The following is an 11,043-nucleotide window of genomic DNA, read 5'->3' as shown; positions in this document are numbered from 1 at the left end:
CCTCAGCGCGGCTCGTCCGGCATCGTCGAGCCCGCCGCGACCAAGAGCTGTCCCAATGTGTGACAACGGGTTCTGAGCTCGGGTGGCTCGAGGACCTCGAAGGGGTGCCCGAGCAGTAGCACGCGTACGAGGACGGCGTCGACGCCGGTATCGGCGCCACTGATCACTTCGCAGCGGTCGGTGCCGCGCTCGCGCACGACGGCCGCCGAACTCGAAAACTTCGCGCGCACAGTGTCGGCCGACGCGTGCACGAGAAAGCGTGCCCGGTGCGGATAGACCCGGCTCGCGACACCTTCCTGGACGTAAGCCGCGGCGTCCGGCGCTGAGCGTGGCTGGAAGCGCCAGGTCCGCGCGGACACCTCGGTCATCCGGTCGACGCGGAAGGTGCGCCAATCGTCGCGATCCAGGTCGTAGCCGAACAGGTACCAACGATGGTCGGAGGCGACCAGGCGATAAGGCTCGACACGTCTGGCGTGCACTGCATTTCGCGACGGGTAGGTGAAGGCGGCCTGAACCTCGTCGCGGCACGCTCTGGCCAGCGTCATGAGCGCTTCGGCGTCGACCGCGGCGCGGCCGCCGCCGAAGGATTCCACCGCACCGGTGAGTGCGCGCACCTCGTGCTGCAACCGGGCCGGCAGCACTCGGTCGAGTTTGGTCAGCGCGCGGAGTGCCGCGTCGGCGCTGGTGACCGCATTGCCCGCGCCGACGAGGAGCGCGACGGCGGTGCTGATCGCCTCCTCGTCGTCGAGCAGCAGCGGCGGCAGGTCTTGTCCTTGACCTAGCTGATAGCCACCGCCGACACCCTGGGCGGCGTGCACCGAATATCCGAGCGTGCGCAGCCGCTCGACATCGCGGCGGACCGTGCGTGGGGTGACGCCGAGCCGGTCGGCGAGTTCGGGACCGGTCCAAACCTGGCGTTGCTGCAGCAGGCCGAGCAGGGTCAACACCCGCTCGGTCGTTCCGCGCTCCTCCACGTGACCCATCTTGCCCGAAATAGCGGACCGAATCTGTCCGCTAATCGTGTGAGACTGCGTGCACGGCGGTAGACATGTCCGGAGTTGCCCTACCGCGCGACCCACACCCGAATCTCAAGGAGCACGCGCATGACCGCGAAGGTCACCCACCTCGATCCCGAAGAACTCGCCTACAGCCCGGCCTTCACGCAGGGCGTCATCGCGCCCGCGGGTCCCATGCTTTATGTCGGTGGCCAACTCGGCACCGACCGCAGCGGGAAGCTGCTCGACGGCATCGAGGCGCAAACCCAGCAGGCAATGCGCAACGTGCTCGCGGTGCTCGCTGCCGGGGGCACCGGCCCCGAGCACGTCGTCAAACTCAACATCTTCCTGCTCGAAGGAGTCGACGCGCAGGTGGGCTACGCAGCGGCACTGTCGGTGTGGGGTGATCAGCGCACCGCCGTCACGGTCGTCTTCACCGCGGCGGGTCTGCGCCCCGATGTGCTCGTGCAGATCGATGCCGTCGCGATCATCCCTGGCTAGCGGGTAAAGAGCTGTCACGCAACGTTTTCGCGCGGCAGCCGGACGGTGAAGACCGTGCCGATGCCCTCCGCGCTCTGCACGCTCACGGTGCCGCCGTGCGCACTGACCAACGCCTGGACGATGGACAGGCCGAGGCCGGTGCCGCCGCTGCTGCGGGTGCGGGAACCATCGGTGCGGTAGAAGCGCTCGAAGACTCGGTCGGCCTCGTCCTGCGGCAGTCCTGGACCGGTGTCGGCGACCTCGAGCAGGACCTCGTCGGCGGCGGGCGTGAGCCGGACCGCCACCGACGCGTCCGGCGGCGTATGCGTGAGGGCATTGTTGAGCAGGTTGGACAGCACCTGACGCAGCCGGGTCTCGTCCCCGACCAGCTCCAAAGTGCCTTCACCCGGCCGGATTTCGAGTTCGATCCGGCGGCGGGGCGCGTCGGGGTCCGCGGCGGCGGCCATGGCACGTGCGCTGTGCACGGCGTCGCTGGCCACGGCGAGCAGATCCACCTGGTTCTGCTCCAGCGGGCGTTGCGCGTCGAGGCGGGCCAGCATCAGCAGGTCCTCGACCAGGATGCCCATCCGTTGCGATTCGCGCTCGATCCGGTCCATGAACAGGTCGGGGGCGGTGTTCGCGCCTTGCCGGTACAGCTCGGCGAAGCCGCGGATGGTGGTTAGCGGGGTGCGCAGTTCGTGGCTGGCGTCGGCGACGAACTGGCGCATCCTCGCCTCGGAACGGCGCGCGGCGGCCTCGGAGGCCTCGGTCTTCGCGAACGCCTGCTGGATCTGGGCGAGCATGCCGTTGAGCGAGCGGGACAACCGATCGACCTCGGTGTTGTTGCCGCGCACCGGAACTCGGCGATACAGGTCGCCGCGGGCGATTGCCGCCGCGGTGTTCTCCACCCGGACAAGCGGGCGCAGGCTGCGGCGGATCACGAAGTACGCGACGATGGCAAGCGCCGCCAGGACCACCACACCGACGACCAACTGCAGCGTGACCAACCGGCTGACGGTCTCGTTGTTCTGGTTGAGCGGCAGCGCCACCGTGGTCGGCCCTTCGGGACCGTTGATCGTCAATGTCCGCCACTCGATCGGACCGGCGACCGAGCGGACGGTGGTCGGGGCGGGTCCCGGCTCGGTAGGCAGCCTTGGTTCGGCGTCGACACCGAACGCTCTGATGATGAGGATGCCGTTCGCGTTCACCGCACGGACGTAGAACTGGCTCGGTGGATGCCGCGCTTCCGACGCCGGCTGCATCGGCGCCGGAATCCGCGCCCGGCGCTGCCATTCGATCGCGCCCTCCTTGAGCTGCTGATCGGTGCGCGCGGTCAGCGACTTCTCCAGTTCGGAGGTGACCGCAAGCCCGGAGAGCAGCAGGCCCAGACCCGCGGTCAGCACCAGGAGCACCATCAGCGTGACGCGCAGCGGGATCGCGGACAGCGAGCCGGAAACCGAGGTGCGGACCTTCGCCAGCCGCGCCGAGATCATGCCCCGGCCGACCGGCTGCGGTTCGGGGCACGCATCACGTAGCCGACGCCGCGCAACGTGTGGATCAAGCGGTCGCTGCCGGTGTCGACCTTCTTGCGCAGGTATGAGACATAGGTCTCCACGACGCCGACCTCGCCGCCGAAGTCGTAGCGCCACACGTGATCCAGGATGCGCGGCTTGCTCAGCACCGTGCCCGCGTTGACCATGAAATAGCGCAGTAGCGTGAACTCGGTGGGGGACAACGCGATCGGCTCGCCCGCCTTCCACACCTCGTGCGTGTCGTCGTCGAGTTCGATGTCCTCGAACCGGATTCGGGAACTCTCGCGTTGCGGAGCGGCATGGCCTGCGCGGCGCAGGATCACCCGTAGTCGGGCAACGACCTCCTCCAGGCTGAACGGCTTGGTGACATAGTCGTCGGCACCGAGGGTGAGCCCGGTGATCTTGTCCTGCACCTCGTCGCGGGCAGTGAGGAACAGGACGGGGGCGTCGATACCGTCGGCGCGCAACCTGCGCAACAACCCGAAGCCGTCCATGCCCGGCATCATCACGTCGACGATCAGCGCCTGCGGCCGGAAGCTGCGCGCCTTGTCCAGCGCCTGTGCCCCGTCGGCGGCCGTGTCGACGGCGAAGCCCTGATAGCGCAGGCTGACCGCGAGCAGCTCCACGATCATCGGCTCGTCGTCGACCACCAGCACCCGCGCCTCGGGTGCCTGGTCCGCAGGCGCACCACTCATGGACCCATGGTCCGCTATGCAGCTGCGAACTTCCTGGACCAATCCTGGGTGATTCCTGTGAGGGGTTGGTTCAGCGGGAAGGCTGACGTTCCTCCGGGTAGACGTCGTCGTCGGTCAGCAGGGCGCTGCCCGCCACTTGTCCCTGCGCCAGAGCCTCGAGGAAGGCGCGGGCCCAGCGGTCCACGTCGTGGGCGAGGACCTGGCGGCGCATGGAGCGCATGCGACGGCGTTTGGTGTCGCGATCGTCTTCCACCGCGGAGACGATGGCGTCCTTGACGCTGTCCAGGTCGTGCGGGTTGCACAGGTATGCCTGTCGCAATTCCGCTGCCGCACCGGTGAATTCGCTGAGCACCAGGGCGCCGTTGAGGCCGCTGTGGCAGGCGACGTACTCCTTGGCGACCAGGTTCATGCCGTCGCGAAGCGGCGTCACCAGCATGACGTCGGCGGCGACGAAGAAGGCGATCAGCTCGTCGCGCGGAATGGGGCGGTGGATGTAGTGCACCACCGGGTAGCCGACCCTGGCGAACTCGCCGTTGATCCGGCCGACCTGCCGCTCGATGTCGCCGCGCATCTGGATGTAGCTCTCCACCCGCTCGCGGCTCGGGGTGGCCAGCTGGACCATGACGGTCTCCGCCGGGTCGACCCGGCCGTCGAGCAGCAGCTCCTCCAGCGCGTTGAGCCGGATATCGATGCCCTTGGTGTAGTCGAGCCGGTCGACACCGAGCAGGATGTTCTTCGGATTGCCCAGTTCCGCACGGATTTTCGCGGCCCGCTCGCGGACCGAGCGACGGCGCGAGTGCTCGTCCAGTTCGGCGGAGGAGATGGAGATCGGGAACGCACCGACCCGGACCGTGCGGAATCCGACCTGCACGACGCCGAGCTTGGACCGCACGCCGACGGTGCCGCGCGAGGTCGGCTGGCCGGCCAGCCTGCGGGCGAGATAGAGAAAGTTCTGCGCACCGCCGGGTAGGTGGAAGCCGATCAGGTCGGCGCCGAGCAAGCCCTCCACGATCTCGGTCCGCCACGGCATCTGCATGAACAGCTCGACCGGCGGAAACGGGATGTGCAGAAAGAACCCGATGGTCAGGTCGGGCCGCAGCATCCGGAGCATCTTCGGCACCAGCTGCAGCTGGTAGTCCTGCACCCAGACGGTGGCGCCCTCGGCGGCCACCTTCGCGGTGGCCTCGGCGAAGCGACGGTTCACCGTGACATACGCGGCCCACCATTTCCGGTCGTAGACCGGGCGCACGATCACGTCGTGATAGAGCGGCCAGAGCGTGCCGTTGGAGAAACCCTCGTAGTAGTCGGCGACCTCGTCCGAGGTCAGCGGCACCGGATGCAGCTCGAGCCCGTCCTCGATGATCGGATCGATCTCGGTGTCCGGCACCCCGGCCCAGCCGACCCAGGCGCCTTTGTTGCTGCGCAACACCGGCTCCAACGCGGTGACCAAGCCGCCGGGGCTGCGCTTCCACCGGGTGGTGCCGTCGGGCAGGCGCTCCAAGTCGACCGGAAGCCGATTGGCCACGACGACGAAACCGGATCCGGATTCGGCCGGGCCCGCACTCGAGGTCGGGGTATCGGCAGCGCCGTTGTCTAGGGCGGGCTCGGAGTCGTCGGACGGAGTCATCTGATCCACTCACGCATCCTTTGCGCGTCGCTGGGTCCCATGGGAGCCGGGTAAGTCGACGTCGCCGTTGGCGTCGAAGAGGCTGGGTGGGGTTATTCGACCCGGGTGCTCGGCCCGATGCCGAGCATCGACAACAGCATCCGGCACTCGTCCGCATCCTCGGCGTAGGCCGCGACGACACGCTGCGCCTGACGCGCGGTCTCGTCGGCGAGTGGTTCCAGATCGTCGTCCGCGATGTCGTTCGCGCTGCCCTTCGCGGCCATCTTCAAGTCCTCCCGGTTCACTACGCTCGTACGTGCGAATAGTCAATGGTATCTGGCGCCGCCGTGGCCGGGTGGCACCCGCATCACACGGGCCCCCGGCCGGTGTGCCGACCCCGGCCTCCCCTATACCGTGGGACGGAGCATCAACTCCACGAAAGGGTCGATATGCCGCTGGCCACGGTGAATGGAATATCCCTCAACTACCAGGTCAAAGGTGACCGTGCGCGGGGTACCGATGTCAAGGGTTCGGGGCCGCTTGTGGTCATGATCATGGGCACCGGCAGTCCCGGCCGCGTCTGGGAGCTGCATCAGGTGCCCGCGTTGGTCGCGGCGGGGTATCGGGTGTGCACGTTCGACAACCGCGGGATCGCGCCGTCGTACGAGGGCGCCGACGGCATGACCCTCGACGAATTGGTCGCCGACACCGCAGGGCTGATCGAGTTCCTCGACGAGGGACCCGCACTGGTGGTCGGCACCTCGATGGGTGCCCGCGTCGCGCAGGAGCTGGCGCTCGCCCGGCCGGAGCTGGTGCGCAAGGCCGTCTTCATGGCGGGCCACGGACGCCTCGACCAGTTCCAGAAGGTGCTTTCGCTCGGCGAGCACGAACTCGACGCCAGCGGCGTGCAGCTGCCCGCGAAGTACGAGGCCGCGGTGACCGCCGTGATGAACCTGTCGCCCGCGACGATGGCCCAGCCGCATGCGGCGCGCGACTGGCTCGACCTGTTCGAATTCACCGGCGGCCCGGTGACTCCCGGCATCAGGGCGCAGCGGCGGATGGACCACGATTTCGACCGCGTGCAGGCCTATCGCGCGATCACCGTGCCATGCCTTGCGGTCGGTTTCGCCGACGACCGGATGATCCCGCCGCACCTGTCGAGGGAGGTCGCCGAGGCCATCCCCGGTGCCCGCTACCAGGAGGTTCCTGACGCGGGCCACTTCGGTTACCTGGAGCGGCCGGAGACGGTGAACAAGATCCTGCTCGACTTTTTCGCGAGCTGAGCAAGCCCGCCCTGAGGTAACCGCCCAGGCGTAACGCTGGCCTTGCTAGGGTCGAAACAACGCTCGGGACTCGCTCGGTGCGCAAGTCCGTGGACCCCTCGGTTCGTCGGATGCGGCGCCGGGCGATCCAGGAGTGGTCCCGTACGTAGCGCCAGTATCCAGTGAGGTGAAATTGAGCACCAACCCGTTCGATGACGAGGACGGCCGCTTCTTCGTTTTGGTCAATGACGAAGAGCAGCACTCCCTGTGGCCCGCCTTCGCGGAGGTTCCGGCCGGATGGCGCGTCGTGTTCGGCGAGGACAGCCGGGCCGCCTGCGTCGAGTACGTCGAGAAGAACTGGACCGACATGCGTCCGAAGAGCCTGCGCGATGCGATGGCCGCGGACGACGCTGCCCGCCAGGGCGCCCAGTCCTGACCCGCGGTATCTGATACTGCGCCGGGACATTCGATCGACCGCCGCTGCGTGACGCCGAAAGCCGGTGTCACGCAGTCGGCGTGCCCGGTTATGATGGGCAACGCTTTTCCCGGTGTCCCCGGACACCACCCGCCTCCTTAGCTCAGTGGTAGAGCACTCGCCTTGTAAGCGAAAGGTCGTCAGTTCAATCCTGACAGGGGGCTCAAAGCAAGAGCGCGTCCTTCGGGACGCGCTCTTTTGCGTCAATGGGTGCTGTCGTCGCGGAAGACGAGGCGGATGAAGGTTTCGGCGTGGCGACGGATGTCGTCGCTGGCCTGGGCGCGGTCGTGGGGGGTCGCGTCGGCGTGTAGGTGCAGTATTCGGGTCAGGCCGATGAAGCCGGTGAAGGTCATTGCCAGGTCTTCCGGTGTGGCGAGATCTGCCGGGATCAGGCCTGCGGTGATCCAGCGGTCGAACAGGAGGCTGACCTGGATTCGCATGGCCGACACCGCATTTCGCAGGGTGGGGCTGTGCAGCAGGCCATCACGCGCCATCACGCTGATGAGTAGCCGGTCGTCTTCGCGTTCCCATTCGTCGAGTGCCGCGCGCACGAGTTCGCGCAGGTATTGCGGTGGGTCGGTGTCCGCGAGGGACGAGTCGTAGCCTGCAACGTCGAACGGGGTCTTGGGGCCGAGCGTGGACAGCACGGCATCGAAGATCGCCTGTTTGCTGTCGAAGTGTGCGTAGAGCACGCTCTCGCTCAACCCGACCTCGCGCGCGATAGAGCGGATCGAGGTCCCCGCGTAGCCGTTGCGGGCGAAGAGCCGCAATGCGGCGCTCAGTAAAGCGGCCTTGGTGTCGCCGGCGTCCGCCTTACGCGGCCGCCCTGGTCCGCGTCGAGGTGCCGTCATGGGGTTCCCTGCCTCCCGCTCTGGGTTTAGAATTAATCGATCGATCGATTATTTTACGTTGAAAGAAGGATCACATGACCACTGACCAGCGAACCCATACCAATCCTCCCGCCCCGTACGTCGAGCCTGCCCCATACGGCTACCTCTACCTCGGATTCCGCGCCGACCCGCCGCGTCGGGTCCCGTTCGTGCTCCGCAGTTCCCGGCGTCGCGAGGTGCTGCGCCGGTGTCAGGACCTTGCGCGCCAACTGAAGGCAATGGACCAGGTGATCTCGGCCAGGGTCTATCGAGCCGTGGCGATCCAGCCATCCAGTACCAGCCCGCGGTTCGACGTGATCGTCTTGATCGAGACCGCCGCGCCGGATGCGATCGCGGCGGTGGAGGCGGCACCGGCATGCCAGCAATTCGGTGCTGACTTCGTCATGGCCGCCCGCAACATCCGGCGCATGGGCGATATAGATGCCTCGCCGTCGGGCACCTTCCTGTTCAACCACTTCACTGCCGACGACGCGGACCGCGCATTGCGGTACTTCGACTCCGTCGCCGGTTGGTTCAGTCATGACGCCAAGGTGGACGACATCGCACTCCTCGGCCCCCTCGAGGCTGGCCCATACGTCTTCGTCAATCAAGTACGGCTGCCGGGAACGCTGGCCGCTTTCGTGTCCCACCTGCTGCATCCGAACTTCCGGCGGTCGGTGTCCCACAAGATGCACGCGAACCGGGTCGGATTCGCATCGATCATCTGCAAACCCTTGTAGGAGAAGATCGTCCGCTAGAGCCGGACGGGGCCCAGCGTAAGAGCGCGCACGAGGGGGCGCGCTCTTACGTGTCAGCGGCTGACCAAAACTGTGGCCGGTGTTCTTCTTTCGAGTCCCGTACTCACTCCGGAACGTTCGACCCGTACCCGAGGTCACGCAGCGCCTGCTTGATCTTGGTTTGCGCCTCGTCCAGGGATTCCGGGCTCGGGTCGGTGTCCGCGCCCGAGATGTCGAAATCGCCCATGGTGTAGGCGGGGAAGACATGCACGTGCAGGTGCGGTACTTCGAGGCCCGCGATCAGCAGGCCGGCACGCGGTGCGTCGAACGCCTGACGCACCGCCTGGCCGATCTTCTGCGCGACACCGTTCAGGCGCGCGAAAGTGTCGGCGTCGACGTCTTGCCACTGGTCGATCTCTTTGCGGGGCACCACCAGGGTGTGACCGGTGGTGACCGGTGCGATGGTGAGGAAACCGACGAAATCGTCGTCCTCCCATACGAATCGACCGGGAAGCTGACCTGCGATGATCGCGCTGAAGACAGAAGCCATGCCTCGCAGACTAGCCGCGCGCCGGGCATAGGTGCGCGCCGGTTCCGGCGCGCACCTCGACGGCCCTACACCGCCGCGAAATGCGAAAGGATGCCCTGCACTTCGTAGATGTCGACCTGACGATTGAACCGCTTCTGCAACGGTTCGTGGCTGCCCGAGATCCAGATGGACAGCTCGGCGTCCAGGTCGAAGGTGCCTGCGGTCTCCACCGAGAAGTGCGTGATCGCCCGGTAGGGAATGCTGTGATAGCTCACTTTTCGGCCGGTCACACCCTGCTTGTCGACCAGGATCAGGCGCCGATTCGTGAACAGGATGGCGTCGCGGACCAGCAGGTACGCGGCATAGATCTGTTCACCGTTGCCCATCAGCTTCGCGTATTCCTGCTGCGCCTGGCCGGGATCGATCCGTCCGGCATTGCCCATCAGTCCATCGATCAGACCCATTGTCTGCCATCCTTTGCGCGGTCTGTGCTGGCGTGGCCGAGCTGCGGTATGCCCGAACCATCCCTTTCCATCATCCCCTTCGCCGACCGGTGTGGCTGCGCCCTTTAGGCTGTCTGCCGTGCGCGTACTCGTCATCGGTTCCGGAGCCCGTGAACATGCCCTCGTCCTGGCGCTGCGCCGGGACCCAGCGGTGACCGCGCTGGTCGCCGCACCAGGCAACGCGGGTATCGCGCAGCACGCGCGGACCAGGCCGGTCGATCCCTGCTCGGCCGAGGCGGTGGTGGCGTTGGCCATCGAGTCGGAGGCCGATCTCGTGGTGATCGGGCCGGAGGTGCCGCTGGTCCTCGGCGTCGCCGACGCGGTGCGTGCGGCCGGGATCGCCTGCTTCGGTCCGTCGGCCGCGGCCGCACGGATCGAAGGGTCGAAGGCCTTCGCCAAGGATGTGATGGCCGCCGCCGGTGTGCGGACCGCGCACAGCGAGATCGTGGACAACCCGGCTGAACTGGACGCTGCGCTGGATCGCTTCGGGCCGACCTGGGTGGTGAAGGACGACGGGCTCGCCGCAGGCAAGGGTGTTGTCGTCACCGCCGATCGGCGCGCGGCCCGCGATCACGGCGCCGAACTGCTCGAACAAGGCCATCCGGTGCTGCTGGAGTCGTTCCTGGACGGGCCGGAAGTGTCGCTGTTCTGCCTGGTCGACGGGGAGACGGTGGTGCCGCTGCTGCCCGCGCAGGACCACAAGCGAGTCGGCGACGGCGACACCGGGCCGAACACCGGCGGCATGGGCGCCTACACGCCGCTGCCGTGGTTGTCCGAGGACGCGCTGACCGCGATCGTCGAGGACGTGGTGAAACCCGTTGCCGCCGAACTGGTTCGCCGTGACAGTGGCTTCTCCGGCCTGCTCTACGCCGGTCTCGCGATGGGCGCGGCCGGTCCCGCGGTCGTCGAATTCAATTGTCGCTTCGGCGATCCCGAAACCCAGGCGGTGCTCGCGCTGCTGGACAGCCCGCTCGGCGAACTGCTCAACGCCACCGCCACCGGCACGCTCGCCCAGGTCGCCGCCCCGCGCTGGCGCGACGGCGCCGCGATCACCGTGGTGCTCGCCGCCGAAAACTACCCGGGACGCCCGCGCATCGGCGACGTGATCACCGGTGCAGGCGAAGGCGCCCTCGACGAGCCGACCGCGGTGCTGCACGCGGGCACCACGCTGCGCGAAGACAGCGCACTGGTCTCCGCGGGCGGCCGTGTCCTCAACGTCGTCGGTGTCGGCGCCGACCTCGCCGAGGCCCGCGTCAACGCCTACGAACGCATCGCCTCGATCAAACTGCCCGGCAGCCACTACCGCACCGACATCGGCCTCGCCGCCGTAGAGGATCGCATCGCCGTCCCCAGCTGACGT

The 11,043-nt window shown here is 67.4% G+C and carries 13 protein-coding genes and 1 tRNA gene; 6 read left to right on the top strand and 8 right to left on the bottom strand.

Annotation, left to right across the window (positions count from 1 at the left end; translation table 11 throughout):
• Window positions 1-2: 2 nt before the first annotated feature.
• Complete coding sequence (locus tag ACGFNJ_RS35735; RefSeq protein WP_393458772.1) at window positions 3-974, bottom strand: helix-turn-helix transcriptional regulator; 972 nt, start codon at window positions 972-974, stop codon at window positions 3-5.
• Between the two features lie 129 nt (window positions 975-1,103).
• On the opposite strand from ACGFNJ_RS35735, the gene ACGFNJ_RS35730 reads away from it, so the two are divergent.
• Window positions 1,104-1,496 carry a RidA family protein gene (locus ACGFNJ_RS35730; RefSeq protein WP_393458769.1) on the top strand — a complete coding sequence of 131 codons (393 nt, stop codon included), beginning with the start codon at window positions 1,104-1,106 and terminating at the stop codon, window positions 1,494-1,496.
• 14 nt (window positions 1,497-1,510) lie between these two features.
• Here the strand turns inward: ACGFNJ_RS35730 and ACGFNJ_RS35725 are convergent, their stop codons facing one another.
• The 4 genes from ACGFNJ_RS35725 to ACGFNJ_RS35710 all read right to left on the bottom strand — a co-directional run bounded on the left by ACGFNJ_RS35725 (window position 1,511) and on the right by ACGFNJ_RS35710 (window position 5,592).
• Window positions 1,511-2,968: a sensor histidine kinase gene (locus ACGFNJ_RS35725; protein ID WP_393458766.1), complete on the bottom strand. Its 1,458-nt coding sequence runs from the start codon at window positions 2,966-2,968 to the stop codon at window positions 1,511-1,513.
• Window positions 2,965-3,702 (bottom strand): response regulator transcription factor, encoded by a 738-nt coding sequence (locus ACGFNJ_RS35720; RefSeq protein WP_069167639.1) that lies wholly within the window; start codon window positions 3,700-3,702, stop codon window positions 2,965-2,967. Before ACGFNJ_RS35720 ends, ACGFNJ_RS35725 begins: the two co-directional genes overlap by 4 nt.
• A gap of 70 nt (window positions 3,703-3,772) precedes the next feature.
• Window positions 3,773-5,329 (bottom strand): trehalose-6-phosphate synthase, encoded by a 1,557-nt coding sequence (locus ACGFNJ_RS35715; RefSeq protein WP_393459254.1) that lies wholly within the window; start codon window positions 5,327-5,329, stop codon window positions 3,773-3,775.
• A gap of 92 nt (window positions 5,330-5,421) precedes the next feature.
• On the bottom strand, window positions 5,422-5,592 hold the full coding sequence (locus tag ACGFNJ_RS35710) for a hypothetical protein (RefSeq protein WP_167837852.1): 171 nt from the start codon (window positions 5,590-5,592) through the stop codon (window positions 5,422-5,424).
• A gap of 165 nt (window positions 5,593-5,757) precedes the next feature.
• Here ACGFNJ_RS35710 and ACGFNJ_RS35705 point away from each other — a divergent pair, with 165 nt between their 5' ends.
• The 3 genes from ACGFNJ_RS35705 to ACGFNJ_RS35695 all read left to right on the top strand — a co-directional run bounded on the left by ACGFNJ_RS35705 (window position 5,758) and on the right by ACGFNJ_RS35695 (window position 7,209).
• On the top strand, window positions 5,758-6,591 hold the full coding sequence (locus tag ACGFNJ_RS35705; RefSeq protein WP_393458761.1) for an alpha/beta fold hydrolase: 834 nt from the start codon (window positions 5,758-5,760) through the stop codon (window positions 6,589-6,591).
• A 172-nt stretch (window positions 6,592-6,763) separates the two neighbouring features.
• Window positions 6,764-7,006 carry an MbtH family protein gene (locus tag ACGFNJ_RS35700; RefSeq protein WP_011207082.1) on the top strand — a complete coding sequence of 81 codons (243 nt, stop codon included), beginning with the start codon at window positions 6,764-6,766 and terminating at the stop codon, window positions 7,004-7,006.
• A 131-nt stretch (window positions 7,007-7,137) separates the two neighbouring features.
• Window positions 7,138-7,209, top strand: a tRNA-Thr gene (locus ACGFNJ_RS35695).
• 39 nt (window positions 7,210-7,248) lie between these two features.
• Here ACGFNJ_RS35695 and ACGFNJ_RS35690 read toward each other — a convergent pair.
• Entirely contained in the window at window positions 7,249-7,896 is a 648-nt protein-coding gene (locus ACGFNJ_RS35690; protein WP_393458758.1) for a TetR/AcrR family transcriptional regulator, read from the bottom strand.
• A 74-nt stretch (window positions 7,897-7,970) separates the two neighbouring features.
• On the opposite strand from ACGFNJ_RS35690, the gene ACGFNJ_RS35685 reads away from it, so the two are divergent.
• Window positions 7,971-8,654 carry a hypothetical protein gene (locus tag ACGFNJ_RS35685; protein ID WP_393458756.1) on the top strand — a complete coding sequence of 228 codons (684 nt, stop codon included), beginning with the start codon at window positions 7,971-7,973 and terminating at the stop codon, window positions 8,652-8,654.
• A 121-nt stretch (window positions 8,655-8,775) separates the two neighbouring features.
• On the opposite strand, the gene ACGFNJ_RS35680 is transcribed toward ACGFNJ_RS35685, so the two are convergent.
• Together ACGFNJ_RS35680 and ACGFNJ_RS35675 are read right to left on the bottom strand one after the other, a co-directional pair.
• Window positions 8,776-9,201, bottom strand: coding sequence for an HIT family protein (locus tag ACGFNJ_RS35680; protein WP_393458753.1), 426 nt, complete (start codon window positions 9,199-9,201; stop codon window positions 8,776-8,778).
• A 65-nt stretch (window positions 9,202-9,266) separates the two neighbouring features.
• Window positions 9,267-9,644: a PH domain-containing protein gene (locus tag ACGFNJ_RS35675; RefSeq protein WP_393458750.1), complete on the bottom strand. Its 378-nt coding sequence runs from the start codon at window positions 9,642-9,644 to the stop codon at window positions 9,267-9,269.
• A 118-nt stretch (window positions 9,645-9,762) separates the two neighbouring features.
• Here ACGFNJ_RS35675 and purD point away from each other — a divergent pair, with 118 nt between their 5' ends.
• Entirely contained in the window at window positions 9,763-11,040 is a 1,278-nt protein-coding gene (gene purD / locus ACGFNJ_RS35670; RefSeq protein ID WP_393458747.1) for a phosphoribosylamine--glycine ligase, read from the top strand.
• Window positions 11,041-11,043 lie beyond the last annotated feature (3 nt).

The sequence above is a fragment of the Nocardia sp. NPDC049149 genome (assembly GCF_043197455.1).
In the GTDB taxonomy this organism is placed as follows: Bacteria; Actinomycetota; Actinomycetes; order Mycobacteriales; family Mycobacteriaceae; genus Nocardia.
The sequence above is the reverse complement of the archived record's forward strand: the minus strand, read 5'-3'. Positions and strand labels throughout refer to the sequence as shown.